Source organism: Streptomyces erythrochromogenes (assembly GCF_036170895.1).
In the GTDB taxonomy this organism is placed as follows: Bacteria; Actinomycetota; Actinomycetes; order Streptomycetales; family Streptomycetaceae; genus Streptomyces; species Streptomyces erythrochromogenes.
This window is the reverse complement of sequence record NZ_CP108036.1, coordinates 7,633,632-7,651,787: the sequence shown is the minus strand read 5'-3', so window position 1 is coordinate 7,651,787 and position 18,156 is coordinate 7,633,632. Positions and strand designations below refer to the sequence as shown.

The window sequence follows — 18,156 nt, the reverse complement described above, 5'->3', positions numbered from 1 at the left end:
GGCTCCCAGGTCACTGCACGACGGCGGAGTCGGGGGTCCGGAGGTCGTAGAGGTAGGAGCGGTCGTTCTTGAAGCTGCGCCAGACGGCGGCCGGGGGTTCGGGTCCGTCGGCGCGCCCGTCGAGGGGGTGGGCGGTGACGAGCCCGTCGGCGATCTCGCAGTGCCAGCCGTCGGCCGGGGACCAGACGCACGACACGTTCCCGTCCGTACGGCGGTAGGCGGGGCGGCCGTTGTGCTCGCCGTCGCGTTCGAAGCGGTGCCGGAGCCCGTCGAGGTGGCGCACGAAGGTGAAGGATGCGAGTGCCGTCATGGCTCCGGAACTGTACGGGACGCACACGTCCGGCGGCCGAGGAGTTCGGACCTGGCCCGGCAGTCCCGGCAGGTCGTGCGGGGACCGCCACCGTCAGCGAGAATCTCCTGGGTCGTCCCGCCGGTCAGGACCCGGAAGAGGCGGCCTGGCCCGCCATGTCGCCGCCACCGATCCCGGCATGCACCGTTCCGGCGTGGTCGCCGCAGGCATCGCGACCGGGGCGGCCCGAAGGAGACCCTGTGACCGGACAACCACCCATCACCACTGACCTGAGCGGCAGTTCGGACGTGGAGCGCTTCGAGACCAAGAGCCTGGCGCTCATGCCGGGCCAGCGGGTCCGGGCGAAAGTGCTGAGCCACCAGCCGTGGGGCCTGCTCGTCGCGATAGCCGGGTACGAGGAGGCGGGCGTCTCGGCCTCGGTCGACATGATCGCGCTGTACTCGCGGACCACGATCGGCCACGAGGACCTGACGGCGCTCTTCCCGCCCGTCGGGTCGGAGATCGACGCGGTGGTCCAGCAGGTCCGTCGATACCATCGGCCGGCCTCGGTCCGGCTCAGTATCCTCCCGGCCGACCTGGAGCGCTTCACCTGGCCGTGCGACTTCTGCGGTGAACGGACCACGGTCAGCCCGGGCGGAGACGCCCTGGTCCTGGACGTCCGCAGCAACGACGGGCCGGGGAGCCTCACCGTCATCGCGCACCGGCACTGTCTGGCCGAGCGGATCCGCCCGGAGAACGCCGGTGAGCGACTCCGAGCGCTACGGATCGGAAGGCAGTGACGGCCGCGCCCCGGCCGGTTCCCGGGCCGCCGCCGGTCAGCGCGCCCGCCGGACGGCGGTGGTTCCCGCGGTCCGTGTCCTCCACTGGTCCGCCGCCATCCGCCAGATGACGTCGATCCCCGACTCACCGGACGTGAGCGGCCCGTCAGGTGCCGGCACGCGCTCGATCTCGGTGAAACCCGAGCGCCGGGCGACGGCCCCGCTGGCGTGGTTCGCGGCGTCGTGGCGGATCTCGATGTGGTCGATGCCGTCCAGCCGGAAGCCCGCGTCGACGAGACCCGCGACGGCCATCGTGACCAGGCCCCGGCCGGTCCGGGCGGGGTGGATCCAGTAGCCGATTTCGAGGCCGCCCGCTCCGATGCGGCGCATGAGGCTGCAGCTGCCGATCACTTCGGCGTCCGAGGTGATCGCGTAGCTGAATTCTCCGCCCGTCTCCCACTTCTCGTGGCACTTGGCGAGGAATTCGGCGGTCTGCCGTCTGCCGGGGTCGGCAGCCCAGGGCATCCACGGCACCAGATGGTCCAGTGACTCGTGGATCGCGCGTTCCAGTGCGTCGAGATCGCTCATGCGCCACCGGCGCAGGTCGACTCGGTCCGAACGGATACTTTCGGCGGGCTCTTCCATGCACCGGATGTTCGCTCAGCCCGACTGCCCGCGACAACGCATTAAGGGCCGGCCTCCCCGGGGTGGCAGAGCGCGTACGCACGGGGGATGTCGACCAGCTCGTCCTCCCCGGACAGCCGGAGGAAGTGTTCCACCTGCCAGGCCTGCGTTCCGCGGGCCTGGCGGCTGGTGGTGGTCACCCACGGCGGGTAGACACGGAACGCCCGCTTCCCGCCGACGCCGTCCGTCGACACGATGTTCCGTTCGCGCAGCACCTCCCTCGGGAACACGAACTGCCCGAAGTCCTCGCCCTCGCGGGTGCTGATGACGAACAGGTCGACGGGATCCGCGGCGTCGAAGGGCTGGATCGGCCCGCCCGCGGACCGCTTCCACACCGTGACGAACTGGCCGGCCTTCGTCGGGGTCGTCCTGGCGACGCGGAACCTCACCGACAGTCCGTCCAGGGTGAACCCGCACGCCCCGTAGTCGGCGCTCTCCGCCTCGGGCACCGGCGGCGAGCACGTGAACCCGCCCGGGTCGTACGCCAGCGCCTTGGCCCGCAGCAGGTCGCCCGGGATCCGTGAAGAAGCCTCGCCCGCTCCACTCGCTTCGCCCCATCCACCCGCTTCGCGGACTCCGCGTTCCATCGCCATGCCCACATCCTGCCAGACCTCGAACATGCGAACGAATTCAACCGCCTCGCGACACGGGAACTCCTGTGCGACCGGACGATCACCGTTGGTATGCTCCGAAACGATCGGAGGGGGGCCGATCACGAAGAGTCAGGCCGACCGGCCCGCGAGAGCGGCTGCCCGGGGCCGGCTCCCTGATGCCCCCTTCCTGCCGTGTTCGCCCAGGAGAGGGTGGTTGTGGACCCAACCGTAAGACGAACGTCACGCCCGCACCGAGGGCTCGGAGCCGCCGCGCTGGCCCTGGTCACCGGGGCCGCACTGCTGGCCGCGGCCCCGCCCGGGGCGGCCGCCGCCCCGGCCGCCGGCGCCCCCGCCGAGCTCGTACTGCCCGCCGCCCCGCGCGGCCTCCCGGCCCGGGACCAGCTCTTCGTGGCCGGCGACACCGGCCTGCTGCACGCCCGCGAGGGCGGCGACCAACTGCTGTGGACCCGGTACGACACCGGCGCCACCACCGACACCGGGCTGCGCCTGCCCGCCCCCGTCAGCGGGGACTTGGACCAGGGCCGGCCCTCGGGCGGCTACCGGGGAGCTCCCGACCACCGCTACGGAACGTCCTCGGACACCGTGGCGGTCCCCGCGGCGGCCACGGCGCAGGCTCCCGCCAAGGTCGACCTGTTCGACCTCGGCGGCGGCAAGCCGGTCACGCTGGGCACCGTCACGATCCCCGCCGGGCAGACCTACTCGGGGACGTACGGGCGTACCGTGCTGACCTTCGAGGGCACCGCCTCGGCCGTCACCGGCTGGTTCCTGAACCGGTTGGACGGCGGCTCCACCGTCCGCACCAAGGTCGCACTGCCGGCCGGCGCTGCCCTCGCGCCCACGGTGCACGACGGCGACCAGAACTCACTGATCCTGCGTCACCGCCTGGACGACCTCAGCCACTCCGTCCTCGTGGACGTCGTGACGGGGCAGACCACCGCGCTGCCGGACGAGGGGGAGTTCGAGTTCTCGCACACCTTCCGGCTGGCCAAGGGCAAGGTGCTGCGCACCGGCGGCGGAAACATGGTCGACGCACTGGACCGGGCCCAGCCGCAGACGGTGCTCAGTTCCACCTATCTCAACCCGGTCTCGGGCGAACTGCGAATGCTGGGCGACTGGCTGATCGGCACCCAGTCCAGCGTGGGAAGCTCCGGCGACAACCGGGGCCGTCCGCTGCACTTCACCGGCATCGGCTCGAACACCGGAATCGTCGAATACCTGCTGGAGCTCGCCGACAGCCAGCTGCTGCCGGCCCCCGACGGCTCGCTCATCGCGGTCGGCAGCCCCAAGGCTCCCGCGTACGGCAACCAGCCCCAGGTCGCCGTCCAGCGGCTCACCGCGGCCGGCGACGCCAAGCCGCAGGCCGCCAAGCTGACGGACGTCCCCGCGGCACCGGCCACGGTCTTCGGGCTTTCGATCGGCGGCGGCGTGCTCACCACCGCCTCGGACACCGTCCAGTTCCAGCCGGGAGACATCACCGGCGCGTACCGCAGCTACCGGATCTCGAACGACCCGACCCCGGTCAAGACCTTCGAGTACCTCGACGGAACCCACTCCATCAGCAGCTGCTTCAGCCACAACCCCGGCTGCGTCGGAATCCGGTCCACCGGGGACGGCCGGTACCTGGAGCACGAGCCGGTGACGTGGAAGGCGGCCGCCATCCGCCAGGCCGGCAACCGCGACTGGGCCGGCAAGATCCCCACCGGTGACGTGGGCGGGCTCCAGACCGCGGACGCCGCCGGCCGCTACGTCGCACTCGCGCAGACCGCGTACGGCAACTGGACGTCCAACCACCAGGTCATCGTCGGCGATCTCGACGCCCGTGCCCAGGTGTTCACGACGCAGGCGACCGGCGTCGCGCTCCAGGGCGACACGCTCTGGCTCTCCAGGCAGAACGACAAGACCGTCTACGCCAGTGACATCAAGGGCGAGATGGACCGCGGCACCTTCACCACGCCGTGCCCGGCCACTCTGCTGGAGGCCGTCGGACGCTACGTCGCCTGGGCCTGCCAGGACGATCAGGGCACGGTGCGCACCAGCGGCGTGTACGACACCGCGACCCGCCAGACCCTCTCGGTTCCGGTGATGAGCAAGGACTGGACCAACAGCGTCCAGGGCCGGGAGTCGCTGCTCGGCGACGGCTATCTGGTGCGCCAGGACCTGGCCACCGGCAGGCTGCTGCTGCTCGACTTCCACGACGGCATCAAGACCTCGGGCGGCGAGAGCACCGTGCGGGTCCGCACGCTCGCCCAGGGCGAGGAGTGGAAGAGCCGGCGCCACCCGAACCGGTCCTGGGCGGTGGACCGTACCGGGTCGAACATCGTGTGGGCCGACGCCGACGGGCAGCGCGTCCACGTGGCCAACAACGGCATCCCGGCCGCGCAGGCCGGCGACCGCTTCACCACACTGTCCCCGGCGCGGCTGCTGGACACCCGGGCGGGCCTCGGCCGTGCCGGAACGGCTCCGGTGGCGGCCGGCGGCGAGGTGTCGCTGCAGGTCGCGGGCCGGGCGGGGGTACCGCAGTCCGGGGTGAAGGCCGTCGTGCTGAACGTGACGGTCACCGAGCCGCAGTCGGACGGGCACCTGACCGTCTGGCCCTCCGGCACCCCTCGACCCGACTCCTCCAACCTCAACTGGACGACCGGGCGGACCGTGCCGAACCAGGTCGTGGTACCGGTCGGCGAGGACGGCAAGGTCAACCTGCGCAACGCGGGCTGGGGCACGGCGCACCTGATCGCCGACGTCTTCGGCTACTACTCCGCCGACGCCTCCGGCAGCACCTTCACCGCGGCGGGCCCGGCCCGCCTGCTGGACTCCCGTGCGGCCGTGGGCCGGCCGGGCACCACCCCGGTGGCAGCCCGCAGTGAGGTGGCGCTGCAGGTCGCGGGCCGTGGCGGCGTGCCGCAGTCCGGGGTGAAGGCCGTCGTGCTGAACGTGACCGTCACGGACGCGAAGGACGCCGGGCACCTGACGGTGTGGCCGTCGGGCGTCGCCCGCCCCGAATCGTCCAGCCTCAACTGGACGGCGGGCCAGACCGTGCCCAACCACGTGGTGGTACCGGTCGGTTCGGACGGGACGGTGAAGCTGTTCAACGCGAGCTGGGGCACCACCCACCTGATCGCCGACGTGTTCGGCTACTACTCCGACGACCAGGCGGGTGCCGGTTTCCACACCGCCGGCCCCCAGCGCGTACTGGACACCCGGACCTCCGGTGCGGTCCCCGCGCGCGGCAGCACCGTGCTCGACCTCTCCGGGAACCCTGAACTCGGCCGGGCCAAGGCGGTCGTGCTGAACGTGACCGTGACCGACCCGAAGTCCGACGGCCACCTGACCGTCTGGCCCTCCGGCGTCGCCCGCCCCGACTCCTCCAACCTCAACTGGACGACCGGGCGGACCGTCGCCAATCTGGTCACGGTGCCGGTCGGCGCCGACGGCAAGGTGGAGATCGCCAACCTCGGCTGGGGCTCCGCCCACGTCGTCGTCGACCTCTTCGGCCACCTCGGCTGACCGTCCCCTCCCCCCGTCCCACCGTCTCCCCGCCGAGTCGTACTCGGCGGGGAGACGCTTGTTGCGGCTCTTGACGGTCGCGGGGGTGCAGAGCACAGTAGCCACCGTTCTGAGAGCGCTCTCAGAACGGTGGACCCGGCTCTACATCCCCCCGCACCCGCGCCTCGGCGCGCGCTTCAGAGAGGGCACCCATGCGCGAGACATCCGGCAGGAAACGAGCGACCTTACGGCGGGCAGTCCTGGCCGCGATCGGTACGGCCGCCCTGGTGGCGGCCGCCGCCGCGGGCGTCGTGCTGCCCGCCAGTGCAGCGGCTCCCCCCGCACCGGCGGGCTGGTCCCAGGTGTTCCTGGACGAGTTCGACGGGCCCGCCGGCTCCGGGGTGGACACCGCCGACTGGCAGTACACCACCGGCACCAGCTATCCCGGCGGTCCCGCCAACTTCGGGACGGGCGAGATCGAGACGATGACCGCCGACCCCGCCAACGTCTCCCTCGACGGCGCGGGCCACCTGCGCATCACCCCCCGCCGGGACGCCGCGGGCCGGTGGACGTCCGGTCGCGTCGAGACCCGGCGGGGCGATTTCGAGCCCCCGGCGGGCGGCACGCTCCGCACCGAGGCGCGCATCCAGATGCCGAACGTCACGGGGCCGGCCGCCAAGGGCTACTGGCCCGCCTTCTGGATGCTCGGCACCCCGTACCGCGGGAACTGGTGGAACTGGCCGGGCGTCGGCGAGATCGACATCATGGAGAACGTCCAGGGCCTCAACACCGTCTGGGCGACGGTGCACTGCGGCACGAGCCCGGGCGGTCCCTGCAACGAGACGTCCGGCATCGGCGGCCAGCGCGTCTGCCCCGGGGCCACCTGCCAGGCCGGCTTCCACACCTACGCCGTCGAGTGGGACCGCTCCACCGCGGTCGAGCAGATGCGCTTCTACGTCGACGGGCTCAACTTCCACACCGTGCGCGCCGATCAGGTCGACGCGACGACCTGGACCAACGCCACCAACCACGGCTACTTCATCATCCTGAACGTCGCCATGGGCGGCGGGTTCCCCGACGCCTTCGGGGGCGGACCCGACGCCGGCACCGAGCCCGGCCACGCCATGGTCGTCGACTACGTGTCCGTCCTGCGGTCCACGGGCGGCACGACACCGCCCACCACTCCCCCGACCACGCCGCCCACCACCCCGCCGTCCGGCAACCGCGACGCCTACGCCGCGATCCGGGCCGAGTCGTACGACGGCCAGTCGGGCGTGGCCAAGGAGGCTTCCGCGGACGCGGGCGGCGGCCAGAACCTCGCGGCGATCGGCAACGGCGACTGGGCCCTGTTCCGGGGCGTGGACTTCGGCTCCGCCCCGGCTCGGCAGTTCCACGGCCGGGTCGCGAGCGGGGCCGCCGGCGGGGTCAGCGGGCTCGTCGAGGTACGGCTCGACAGCCGGACCTCGCCCCCGGTCGGCAGCTTCTCCGTCGCGAACACCGGCGGTTGGCAGAGCTGGCGCACGATCCCGGCGAACATCACCGCGGTCACGGGCACGCACGACGTCTATCTGACCTTCACAAGCGGCCAGCCGGCGGACTTCGTGAACGTCAACTGGTTCGACTTCGGCCACTGACAGGACCCTGCCGGCGGGCGCGGCCGGCGCGAACCGGTCGCACCCGCGGGCAGGTGCTCACCTGGTCTTCCCGGCCAGGAACCGGCGCAGTCTCGTCAGCGGCCAGGCGTTGACGACGTCGTCCGCGGTCAGCCAGCCGCGCTGCGCCGTCCCCACCCCGTAGCGCATGTAGGGCAGATGCGTGGTGGCGTGGGCGTCCGAGTTCACCGCGAACTTCACCCCGTACCGCTTCGCCCGCAGGATGTCCTCGTCGCACAGGTCGAGCCGCTCGGGATGGGCGTTGATCTCCAGAGCCGTGCCCGTCCGCGCGCAGGCCTCGAAGACGGCGTCGAAGTCGGCGTCGATGCCCGGGCGTTTGCCGATCCGGCGGGTCGTGGGATGCCCGATCACGGCGACGTGCGGGTTCTCGCAGGCGCGGATGAGACGGCGCGTCAGCTCCGGCCTGCTCTGGTCGAAGTGAGAGTGCACCGAGGCCACGCAGATGTCGAAGTCCGCGAGGAACGCGTCGGGCCAGTCCAGCGAGCCGTCGGGGCCGATGTTGAGTTCCGTGCCGTGCAGCAGCCGCATCCTGTGGTGCCTGCCGTCCAGTTCGCGCACCCGCTCGCGCTGGGCGAGGATCTTCTCCCGGGTCATGCGCTGCATGGAGAGGTCCGGGGCGTGGTCGGTGACCGCGTAGTACGCGTATCCCCGGGCGGCAGCGGCGGCGACCATGTCCTCCAGCGGGGCGAGTCCGTCCGTGAGGTCGGTGTGGGTGTGCAGGTCGCCGCGGATGTCCTTGTCGTCGAGGAGGTCCGGGAGTTCGCCGCGCAGCCCGGCCGCGATCTCGCCGCGGTCCTCGCGCAGCGCCGGCGGTATCCAGGGCAGTCCGAGCCGGTCGTAGACGGACTCCTCGGTCTCCGAGGCGGTGCTCTCGCCGCTCTCGGCGTCGAAGAGCCCGTACTCGGAGAGCTTGAGGCCCTGGCGTACGGCGAGTTCGCGGGTGCGGATGTTGTGTGCCTTGGACCCGGTGAAGTACTGCAGCCCCGCGCCCCAGGAGGCGGGCGGAAGGACGCGCAGGTCCACCTGGAGGCCCGTGGAAGTCCGGACGGAGGTCTTCTTCTCACCGCGCGCGATGACCTCGGCGACGTACGGGAGGGAGGTCAGGGCCTCCATGAACGGCGCCGGCCTGCTCGCCGCCACCAGGACGTCGACGTCGCCGATGGTCTCCCGCATGCGGCGCAGGGACCCCGCGTACGTGCAGCGGACGCAGCCTCGGACGGCGGACAGCTCGGCGACGAGCTGTTCGGCGACGTCCATGGCGGCGCCGACGAGGATCCGGCCCCCACCCGCCTTCTGGAGCAGGGAGATGCCGTGCAGGATGTTCTCCTCGGTGCGCTCGCCGAAGCCCTTGAGGTCGCGCAGCCGTTCCTGGTGAACGGCTTCGAGGAGCTGGTCGACCGAGGTGACGCCCAGCTCCTCGTACAGGGCCATGGCCTTGCGCGGTCCGAGCCCGGGGATCGCGATCAGCTCGCGGACGCCGGACGGCACGGAGGCCCTGGCCTTGTCGACGACGGACATGCGGCCGGTCCGCAGGTACTCGAGGATCTTGTCGGCGACCGACCGGCCGACGCCCGGGATCTCGCGCAGGCCCTCGGCGTCGAGGGCGGCGACGTCCCGGGGGTGGCCCCCGACGGCGCGGGCGGCCTTCTCGTACGCGCGCGCCTTGAACCCCTCCCCGCCCCGGATCGCGATGAGGTCCGCGTACTCCCGGAGCATCGCCTCGACCTGGTCGTTGGCTCGGGCCATGCCTCCAGGGTGCCCCTCGGGCACCGGGCGGGCACGCGGGAGGGGCCCCTGCTGCGGGCCGCGGACGGCACGTACGGACACCGACGGACCGGCGAGGCGGGCGGCCGCGAAGGGTACGTCGTGGTTTGGCGCACCGCAGCGCGGGCAGCCGCGTGACACACGGACAAAGGCCCTGGAACGGACCACGGAATGGAGTGCGGACATGTCTACAACCACACTCGTAGTGGTGATCGTCATCGCGGCGGTCGTGGTGCTCGCGCTCATCGCGACGCTGTGGCTGTCGGCTCGGCGACGGCACCTGCGCGACCGGTTCGGCCCCGAGTACGAGCGCACCGTGCAGCAGGAAGGGGGCGCGATGGCCGCCGAGCGCGACCTGCGGGCCCGGGAACAGCGGCACGAGGAGCTCGACATCAAGGAACTCCCCGCCGAGCGGCGCCGTGAGTACGCCGAGGCCTGGAGCGATGTCCAGGAACACTTCGTGGACCGCCCGGAGAACTCCGTGGCGGAAGCGGACGACCTGGTCACCCGGCTGATGGACGAGCGCGGCTACCCCACCGCGGAGTACGAGGGCCGTCTCCGCGACCTATCCGTCGAGCACGGCCGCACCCTCGACCACTACCGGGCCGCACACGATGTCAAGGTGCGCAGCGGCGGGGGCCGGGCGACGACGGAGGAACTGCGCGGGGCGATGGTGCACTACCGCGCCCTGTTCGAAGAACTTCTGACAGACCAGAGGAGTCGTTGACATGCGGATGCCTGGAGATCAGGAGGCCCGGGACGCAGAATCCGGTCCGACCACGGAAGACATCATGAACTCGGGTACGGAAGGTACCGAAGGTACGGAAGGTACGGAAGGTACGGAAGGTACGGAGGGCGAGCGCGACCGCGGCGCAGCGGTCTACCCGGGCGAGGCCACCTCCGGGATGTCGGCCGGCTACCCGGCCGCGGACGCCGCCGGGCAGGGCGAGGAGGCAGCGGCCGAGCGGCAGGACGAGCGTGCCGAACCCCTTGGCGGCGAGGCCGAGGAGCCGCTGCTCGGCACGACGGAAACCGAGGAGTACCGCAAGAAGTGGAGTGACATCCAGGGACGCTTCGTCGACGACCCGCAGGACGCCGTGAGGTCGGCGGACACCCTGGTGGCGGAGGTCATGCAGGCCCTGGCGGGCACCTTCTCCACCCGCAAGCAGGGTCTGGAGGGCCAGTGGGACCGCGGCGAGCAGGTGGCTACGGAGGACCTGCGGGTGGCGTTGCAGCAGTACCGCTCGTTCTTCAACCGTCTTCTCAAGACCTGAACCAATGACCGTGGGCGGTGCGGCCGTCGGGGCCCCCGCCTGCGGTCAGGCCTCGTCCGGGACGTGGATGTCCAGGACGCAGATGTCGTCCCGGTTGGCCAGGCGCCGTCCCGCCAGCGTGCGGGCCAGTTCCTCGCCGACTCCCTCCCGCAGGAGTCTGAGGGCGTCCTTCGCGAGGCGGTCCAGTCCCAGGTCGATGTCCTCGCCCGGCTCCTCCACGAGCCCGTCGGTGTAGAGCAGCAGGCGGTCACCGGGCAGGAGGTCGATGACGGCCTGTTTGTAGGCGGAGTCGCGGGCGGCGCCCAGGAGGCAGCCGTCGGGCTGCGGGAGGAACCTGGCCCGGCCGCCGCGGATCAGCAACGGCGGCAGGTGTCCGGCCCGCGCCCAGGTCAGGCGCCGCCGTTCCGGCTCGTAGCGGCCGATGACCATCGTCGCGGTGGCGGACGGCTCCGAATCGGTATGGAGCAGCAGGTTGTTGAGTCGGCGCAGTACGTCGATGAGCGCCGATCCGGTGATGGCCATGCCCTTGGCGGTGAACCTCAGCTGGGCCATGGTGCCGACGGCCGCGAGGCCGTGGCCGGCCACGTCCCCGACGACGAAGAGCGCGCTCTTGTCGGGCAGTTCGATGGCGCTGTACCAGTCTCCGCCTACGTTGACCCCGCTGTCGGCGGGCGTGCAGGCCACGCCGACGCAGAGGCCGGCGAGTTCCAGGGACTGCTCGGAGATCGGCAGCAGCGTCGCCTGGAGCCGGGCGGCGAGTGCGCGTTCCGCCTGGAGCATGCCGCGCTGGACGAGGACGGCCCGCTCGCTCTCGCGCAAGGCGAGTTCGGCGTCGCGCAGGGCGGTGACGTCCTGGAAGAACCCGTGGACCTCGACCGGGGTGCCGCCCGCGTCGGTCTGTGCCTCCACGACGATCCGAAGGTGCCGCACCCCGTCCGCGGTGCTGATCCGGAAGGACTGGTTCACGGCATGTCCGAGACTCAGCAGCCGCCGGACGGCCGCACCGATCCCCGGCTGGTCCTCCGGCAGCACGTACCGGGGCAGTTCCTCGAGGCCGATCGGCCCCAGGGCTGCATCACGGTCGAATATGGCGTAGACCTGGTCGGACCAGACGACCCGGTCCGTCGTCAGGTTCCAGCCCGCCCAGCCGAGGTTGCCCAGCCGCTGCATGTCGGCCAGCCTGCGGATCTCACGCTCGCTGGTGTCGTGCCGGATCCAGGAGACGACCAGGCGCTCCCCGAGCCGGGTGGCCCGGACGGAGTACACGGACTCGTGCGGGAAACCGGCGCCCACCTCCTGGTACCGGAAGGGTTCGCCCTCGTACACCGCCCCGGTGGCGAGGGTGTCCTGGTACCCGTCCCACAAGGCCGTGCCCGCCACGGTGGGGTACGTCTCCAGGATCTTCCGGCCGATGAGCTCCTTGCCCCGGCGCCCGGCCACGTCGACCGACTCGGGGGCCGCCGCGTCGATCCGGTAGTCCTCGATCTCCCCCGTCGTCGAACGCAGCGGGGTGAGCAGGACCGCGGGGCCGGACAGCACGTCGAGGATCCGCTGGACCTGTTCCACGACACCGGGCGCGACCACGCCCTCGGGACCGGCGCCGCCGGTTCTGCCGAAGGCGCCCAGCAGCGCGCCGCACAGCCGCACCGCCTGGCTCAGCAGGGCCCGCGTGTCGGCGTCGAAGGGGCCGGGCCGGCTGCGCAGGAACCCCACCGCGGCCCTCGCGAGTCCGTCGGACGGTACGGGAATCCAGGCGCGCGAGGGCCACCGCTCGGGCGGATTGCCGATGAGCAGGTAGCGGCGTGCGTCCTCCGCGGGGTCCTCCAGCCACACGGCGTGCCGGGCGGCGATGGCCTCGAGGGCGGCGACACCGCTGAGCGGGGGAACGTGCCGCCATTGGTCGGCCAGCTCCTCGTCCACGCCGGCGTGTCCGGCCAGTTCCAGGCTGCCGGCGGCCGACACGGTGTAGATCATCACGGCGTCCACGCCGACCGCGTCGGCCAGCACGGCCCTCAGCAGTTCCGCCACGTCGCCCTCGTCGCACGCCTCGGCCAGGCCCTCCGCGATGCGGGGCAGCAGCGGGCGCCGCCAGTCCTCGCCCGGCGGGCCGTCGGTCCGCCTCCCGGCTCCGGCGTCCGGACCGGCCGGCTCGTTCCCGGCCCGGCCCCCGGCGGGCGCCGGCGGGAGAGGCGGAACGGCCGGGGGGCGGAGCGCCCGGCGGGGCCGGACCTGGCCCAGTGCGAGCCAGCACTCCTCCATGAGGGTCCTGCCCCGCTGGGCGGCGCGCTCGAGCAGCCTCTCGTAGGCCGCGTCGGCGGAGATCCCCGTCTGGGCCATCAGGACGCCCTTGGCGCGCTCCAGCACGGCCGTGGACGCGGCGACCCCCTCCAGGTCCGCGATCTCCGATCGCAGCCTGGCCACCACCTTGGCCAACGCGAGCACCTCGGGCGAGGCGCCTTCGTCGGGAGGCACGACGTCGTGCGTCATACCTTGAGGATGGCACGGCCGTACCCGGGTACGCGCCCGACTGCGGCCCCGCATGTGGGCCCGGCGCGCCCGCGGCCCCGCGGGAAGGGCGCCGCCCGCGGAGTTACCCTCGGAGCAAGCCGCGAAAGGGATGGTGCGCATGTGTCGGTGGCTCGCCTACTCGGGTACGCCCGTCCTGCTCGACACCGTGCTCTACCGCCCCGAGCACTCGCTGATCAACCAGAGCCTGCGTTCCCGCATGGGTGTGGAATCGACCAACGGCGACGGCTTCGGGCTCGGCTGGTACAGCGCCGACGGCAACGGCACGCCCGCGGTCTTCCGTGACATCGGGCCCGCCTGGAACAACCGGAACCTCCAGGAGCTCGCCGCGCACGTGCGCTCGCCGCTGTTCTTCGCGCACGTCCGGGCCTCGACCGGCTCGGCGATCCAGCAGACGAACTGCCATCCCTTCCGGCACGGCCGCTGGCTGTGGATGCACAACGGGGCGATCGGGGACTTCCACCGGCTCCAGCGCGATCTGTGCATGGCCGTCGACCCGGCCCTGTTCTCGTGCATCGAGGGGTCCACGGACTCCGAGGTGATGTTCTACCTCGCGGTCACCTACGGGCTCGACCAGGACCCCCCGGGGGCGGTGGCCAGGATGGCCGGGCTCGTGGAACGGCTCGGCAAGGAGCACGGCGTGGCGGAGCCGCTCCAGATGACGGTGGCGGTGAGCGACGGCGAGCGGGTGTGGGCGTTCCGGTACTCCAGCCAGGGCAAGTCGCGCTCCCTCTACTACAGCAGCAGGGCCGACACGGTCCGGCACCTCTATCCGGAGATCGACTACCTCAGGGAGGTGTCCGACGACACGCGCATCGTGGTCTCCGAGCCGCTGGGAGACCTACCGGGCGTGTGGAACGAACTCCCGGAGAGCAGCTACGCGGTCCTCCCGTCCGGTCCGGACGCGGACTACCTCCCTTTCATTCCGGAACTCTAGCCGCGGCCGTGCCCCCCCACCCCCCGAGTGAGGGGTGGTCCGGCGGGTAGGCGAACCTCGAGAGGAGGGGCTGGAAGGACGGCAGAACCGCCTCGGCCGGCCGGTCGCAACCGGTTGCCGGCGGCGCCACCCTCACGAGAGGACCCCCGATGTCACTGGCCGTGTCCACGTCGGCGCCCCGTCACGGGAGCCGGCCCCTCGCGCCCTTCGGACCGGGAAGCAGCAGCTCCGCAGCGGCCACCGTGCCGACCATGGGCGTGGAGGAGGAGTTCCTGCTCGTCGACCGTCTCACCAGGGCCCCCGTGGGCCGCGCGGCAGGGGTCATCGAGGCGGCCGCGGGCCGACTCGGCCCCCTGGTCCAGCCGGAGTTCTTCACCGCGCAGGTCGAATCGTGCACGAGCCCCACGTCGAGCACGGCCGTACTGCGGGCCGAGCTGGCGTGGCTGCGGGCCGAGCTGGTCCGGGCCGCGGAGGCACAGGACTGCCTGCTGGTCGGCACCGGTACGCCGGTGATCCCGCCGGAGCATCCGCTGACCATCACACCGGACGAACGGTACCGGCGGATGGCGGTCCGCTTCGCCTCGGCCGTGGGGGGCTACGACCAGCCGGTGTGCGGATGCCATGTGCACATCGGTGTGTCCTCCCGGGCGCAGGCGCTGGACCTGGCCAACCGGCTCCGGCCCTGGCTGCCCACCCTGCAGGCCCTGAGCGCGAACTCCCCCTTCGACCGCGGCAGGGACAGCGGCCATGCCAGCTGGCGGGCGGTCGAACACGCCCGCTGGCCCACGGTGGGGCCGGCTCCCTTCCTGGACGAGGCCTCGTACGAGCGCATCGCCCACGATCTGGTGCAGTGCGGGGCCCTGCTGGACCGGCGGATGATCTACTGGTACGCCCGCCCGTCCGAACACGTGCCGACGCTGGAGATCCGCGTCGCCGACGTGAACGCCCGGCTCGACACCGTCGTACTGCTGGCGGCGCTCGTCCGCGGGCTCGCCGGGGTGCTGCTGCCGGAGCGCGACGAGGGCAGGCCGCCGCCGTTCCTGGAGTGCGGGCGGCTGCGGGAGGCCCACCGGCTCGCGGCCCTGCACGGGCTGGGCGGCGGTGAAGGCCTCGATCCGGTCGGCGGAGCGCATGTGCCGGTGTGGGACATGCTGGACCGGCTGCGCGAGCGGGCCGCTCCGGGGCTCGCCGCGGCCGGCGACCTGCACATGGTGGACACGCTGCTCGACCGGCTGCGTACGGAGGGCGGCGGGGCGGCCCGTCAGCGTGCCGCCCATGTCAGGCGCGGAAGGCTGGCCGACGTGGTCGACAGCCTGGCGATGACGACGGCGGCCGCGTGAGCGGAGTGCCGCTCGAAGAGGGTTTCCCGTCCCCGCGGCCGGGCACCCGCCGGGTGAGGGGAGGCTCCGGCGACACGAGAGGAACTGTCATGGACGACCAGGGCGGAGCAGGCGGAGTACCGCTGCACCACGGCGATCACGGGGACGAAGGCCGGCGGCGCCGGGCACCGCGCGCCGGGAAGCCGGGCAAGGACGACGGGACCACGCGGGCCGCGGACACGGACGAGGCGAGCCGCCTCGACCGGCCGGTGGAGTCCGGCGGGTCCGGCCGGGGCACCCGCTGGACGGGACCGGACGACGACCGGCCCGCCACGTCCCGGCGGTCCCCCTGAGGAGGCCGGAGTGAACCGGAGCCACAAGCCCCCCACGGGCCGCGCCCCCACCTTCCTGGCCATCTACCTCAACGACCACCTGACCGGCGCGAACGGCGGCGTCGAGGTGCTCCGCCGGGCCGCAGGAGCCCACCGGGGCGGCGCCCTCGGCACGTCCCTGGAGTCGTTGGCCGAGCAGGTGGCCGAGGACCGGGAGAGCCTGCGCGCCCTGATGGCCGATCTCGACGTGCCCGTGATGCGGACGAGGGCGGCCCTCGGCCGGCTCGCCGAGAGGGTGGGCAGGCTGAAACTCAACGGACGGATCCTGTCCCGATCCCCGCTCAGCGACGTCCTGGAGCTCGAGGCGATGCGCATCGGCGTGGAGGGCAAGGCTGCCTGCTGGCGTTCGCTGCGCAGTCTGGCCCGCACCGACCCCCGGATCGACACCTCCCTGATCGAGGAGCTCATCCGGCGGGCCGAGCAGCAGATCCGCGCCCTGGAGGCCATGCGCAGCGCCTGCGCGTCACAGCTCTTCGCCCGCGAGGCGCGCGGCCGGGCCGCGACGCCGCACGCTGCGGAGGCCGTGTGGCGCCGAGGCCTGCGCGGCCTGCCCGGGCCGAGCTAGGCCGTCTCTTCCGGTCGTGCCGGACTCGCGCCGCCCGGCACGACCGGAAGGGACGGCCTTTACCCGACCTGAACGGGTGCACACCAGCCCGCCGGGCGCTTCAGATCTGCCCGCGGGACCTCGCGACGCGCCGGGCGGGCTTGGTGTCCGGGGCGAGCGGGGCGGTGTCCATGCCCGCTCCCGAACGGAGGCCGTCGAGGAACTCCTCGACGGCCTCCACCGAGGTGTACCGGGGCTCCCAGGACAGTTCCCCGCGCGCCCGCGAGGTGTCCATCAGCGGCAGCCTCAGCACGGCGTCGAACAGGTCCGGGGAGGCCGGGACCAGGTGCAGCCGCCACGCCGCGGCGAGGGCGGCCCGTACGGGCGCCGTCGGCATCGGCAGGCTCCGGGCGTCGAGGATCCGGGAGAGGACCTCCGCGTCCAGCGGCGGGTCGGCCGCCAGGTTGAAGGGCCCACGGACGGGGAGTGCGGCCGCTGCCCGGTAGGCGGCGGCAGCGTCGTCGGTGTGCAGGGCCTGGAACCGCAGCCCGGCCAGGTCGGGTACGGCGGGCAGGAGCTCGGGGCGCAGGAACCGGCTCGGGAGCAGCCGGCCCGCGAAGATGCGGCGCTGTTCGGAGGCGGACTGCCGCTTGAAGAGGAAGCCCGGCCGCATCCGCACGACCCGGATGTCCGGGTGGGTGCGTTCGTAGGTGTCGAGGACCCTTTCGAGATAGGCCTTCTCCCGGGTGTAGGCGGCCTGCGGCCAGCCGTGGGTGGGCCAGGACTCGTCGACGGCGCGGTCCTTCGGTCCCGGTGAGTAGGCGCCGACCGACGATGCGTGCACGAGGGCGGGTACGCCGGCGGCGGCCACGGCGTCGAAGACGCGGATGCTGCCCAGGACGTTGGTGCGCCAGGTCTCTGCGGGGTGGTGGGTGGGCTGGAACTTCCATGCGAGGTGGATGACGGCGTCGGCGCCGGTGAGGAGCGGGGCCAGGTCCGCACCGCCGGGTTCCACGTCCACGGCCTGCCAGCGCGTCTTCGGCGGCCGCCACTGGGGAAGCCTGCGGGCCAGGCCGAGGACGGAGCCGACCGAGGGGTCTTCGGCGAGGGCGAGCACCACGCTGGTCCCGACGTTGCCCGTGGCCCCGACGACCACGACGTGGGTGCCCTCACCTCGCCGTCCAGCCGTGCGTTCGGTGTTCTTCTCCGCCGGTGCGTGCCGCGTCATCGTGTCGGCTCCTCTCCGGGAGGGCGCTGGGGGTGTCGGGCGCCTACCCGTGCCGGCGCGGCGCATGCGCGGGCCCGGCGCGGCGGGCGCGCGGGAGCGTGATCGCTCCGGCAATCTGGGCGTGAGCCGGTCATTTGTGGGGAGGCGCCTGGTGGCACTCCCGTCCGGCTCCCGGGGCGGGCAGGTACTGGCACACGTACGGGTACAGAGAGGCGAGAGCCGTGAGTGAGAAGGACATCTGGGGATACCACGAGGACGCCGGCCACCAGAGCGGCATCGATCTCGTCGGCTACAAGGTCGAGGCGACCGACGGCCACATCGGAAAGGTCGACAAGCACTCCGCCGACTTCCAGGCCTCCCACATCGTCGTCGACACGGGCGTCTGGATCTTCGGCAAGCACGTCCTCCTGCCGGCGGGCGTCGTCGAGCGCATCGACACGGCCGAGGAGAAGGTCTACCTCAACCTGACCAAGGAGCAGATCAAGAACGCACCGGACTACGACGAGGCCAAGTACGCGGGTGAGCCGAACTTCATGGACCGGTTCGGCCACTACTACGGCCAGTCCCACATGTAGGCGGATCGCCCTCGGCCTGTCGGCGGAGCGGTCGGCGCACCACCCTGAGGGAGCCGCCGGCCGGGCCGGTTTCGC

General features: G+C 72.5%; 16 protein-coding genes. 10 read left to right on the top strand and 6 right to left on the bottom strand.

From position 1 onward, the window contains the following. Window positions 1-10 precede the first annotated feature (10 nt). A complete protein-coding gene (locus tag OHA91_RS35030; RefSeq protein WP_266505453.1) occupies window positions 11-310 on the bottom strand; it encodes a hypothetical protein in 300 nt (99 codons plus the stop codon). A gap of 239 nt (window positions 311-549) precedes the next feature. On the opposite strand from OHA91_RS35030, the gene OHA91_RS35025 reads away from it, so the two are divergent. Continuing rightward, window positions 550-1,089 (top strand): hypothetical protein, encoded by a 540-nt coding sequence (locus OHA91_RS35025; protein ID WP_328740690.1) that lies wholly within the window; start codon window positions 550-552, stop codon window positions 1,087-1,089. Between the two features lie 36 nt (window positions 1,090-1,125). Here OHA91_RS35025 and OHA91_RS35020 read toward each other — a convergent pair whose 3' ends face one another. Both OHA91_RS35020 and OHA91_RS35015 read right to left on the bottom strand, forming a co-directional pair. Beyond that, a complete protein-coding gene (locus tag OHA91_RS35020; RefSeq protein ID WP_031157512.1) occupies window positions 1,126-1,713 on the bottom strand; it encodes a GNAT family N-acetyltransferase in 588 nt (195 codons plus the stop codon). A gap of 41 nt (window positions 1,714-1,754) precedes the next feature. After that, the gene (locus tag OHA91_RS35015) at window positions 1,755-2,345 is read right to left on the bottom strand and encodes a MepB family protein (protein WP_328740689.1); all 591 of its coding nucleotides are present in this window, start codon (window positions 2,343-2,345) and stop codon (window positions 1,755-1,757) included. Window positions 2,346-2,561: 216 nt separating this feature from the next. Between OHA91_RS35015 and OHA91_RS35010 the strand changes: the two genes are divergently transcribed. After that, a complete protein-coding gene (locus OHA91_RS35010; RefSeq protein ID WP_328740688.1) occupies window positions 2,562-5,870 on the top strand; it encodes a hypothetical protein in 3,309 nt (1,102 codons plus the stop codon). A gap of 191 nt (window positions 5,871-6,061) precedes the next feature. Next, complete coding sequence (locus tag OHA91_RS35005; protein WP_266505467.1) at window positions 6,062-7,483, top strand: glycoside hydrolase family 16 protein; 1,422 nt, start codon at window positions 6,062-6,064, stop codon at window positions 7,481-7,483. Window positions 7,484-7,540: 57 nt separating this feature from the next. Here OHA91_RS35005 and polX read toward each other — a convergent pair whose 3' ends face one another. Beyond that, window positions 7,541-9,268 carry a DNA polymerase/3'-5' exonuclease PolX gene (gene polX / locus OHA91_RS35000; protein ID WP_031157501.1) on the bottom strand — a complete coding sequence of 576 codons (1,728 nt, stop codon included), beginning with the start codon at window positions 9,266-9,268 and terminating at the stop codon, window positions 7,541-7,543. Window positions 9,269-9,470: 202 nt separating this feature from the next. On the opposite strand from polX, the gene OHA91_RS34995 reads away from it, so the two are divergent. Beyond that, on the top strand, window positions 9,471-10,013 hold the full coding sequence (locus OHA91_RS34995) for a hypothetical protein (protein ID WP_031157499.1): 543 nt from the start codon (window positions 9,471-9,473) through the stop codon (window positions 10,011-10,013). A gap of 64 nt (window positions 10,014-10,077) precedes the next feature. Then, the gene (locus tag OHA91_RS34990) at window positions 10,078-10,560 is read left to right on the top strand and encodes a hypothetical protein (protein WP_328740687.1); all 483 of its coding nucleotides are present in this window, start codon (window positions 10,078-10,080) and stop codon (window positions 10,558-10,560) included. A gap of 45 nt (window positions 10,561-10,605) precedes the next feature. Here the strand turns inward: OHA91_RS34990 and OHA91_RS34985 are convergent, their stop codons facing one another. Beyond that, window positions 10,606-13,047, bottom strand: coding sequence for a SpoIIE family protein phosphatase (locus tag OHA91_RS34985; RefSeq protein WP_031157495.1), 2,442 nt, complete (start codon window positions 13,045-13,047; stop codon window positions 10,606-10,608). 139 nt (window positions 13,048-13,186) lie between these two features. Between OHA91_RS34985 and OHA91_RS34980 the strand changes: the two genes are divergently transcribed. From OHA91_RS34980 to OHA91_RS34965, 4 genes are all read left to right on the top strand, one after another. Beyond that, entirely contained in the window at window positions 13,187-14,023 is an 837-nt protein-coding gene (locus OHA91_RS34980; RefSeq protein WP_031157493.1) for a class II glutamine amidotransferase, read from the top strand. Window positions 14,024-14,172: 149 nt separating this feature from the next. Further along, the gene (locus tag OHA91_RS34975; protein ID WP_328740686.1) at window positions 14,173-15,363 is read left to right on the top strand and encodes a carboxylate-amine ligase; all 1,191 of its coding nucleotides are present in this window, start codon (window positions 14,173-14,175) and stop codon (window positions 15,361-15,363) included. Window positions 15,364-15,452: 89 nt separating this feature from the next. Continuing rightward, on the top strand, window positions 15,453-15,695 hold the full coding sequence (locus OHA91_RS34970; protein WP_031157487.1) for a hypothetical protein: 243 nt from the start codon (window positions 15,453-15,455) through the stop codon (window positions 15,693-15,695). A 10-nt stretch (window positions 15,696-15,705) separates the two neighbouring features. Then, window positions 15,706-16,299 carry a hypothetical protein gene (locus tag OHA91_RS34965; RefSeq protein WP_051893780.1) on the top strand — a complete coding sequence of 198 codons (594 nt, stop codon included), beginning with the start codon at window positions 15,706-15,708 and terminating at the stop codon, window positions 16,297-16,299. Between the two features lie 100 nt (window positions 16,300-16,399). Here OHA91_RS34965 and OHA91_RS34960 read toward each other — a convergent pair whose 3' ends face one another. Beyond that, window positions 16,400-17,506 (bottom strand): NAD-dependent epimerase/dehydratase family protein, encoded by a 1,107-nt coding sequence (locus OHA91_RS34960; RefSeq protein WP_328740685.1) that lies wholly within the window; start codon window positions 17,504-17,506, stop codon window positions 16,400-16,402. A gap of 221 nt (window positions 17,507-17,727) precedes the next feature. On the opposite strand from OHA91_RS34960, the gene OHA91_RS34955 reads away from it, so the two are divergent. Further along, the gene (locus OHA91_RS34955) at window positions 17,728-18,081 is read left to right on the top strand and encodes a PRC-barrel domain-containing protein (protein WP_266505491.1); all 354 of its coding nucleotides are present in this window, start codon (window positions 17,728-17,730) and stop codon (window positions 18,079-18,081) included. Window positions 18,082-18,156 lie beyond the last annotated feature (75 nt).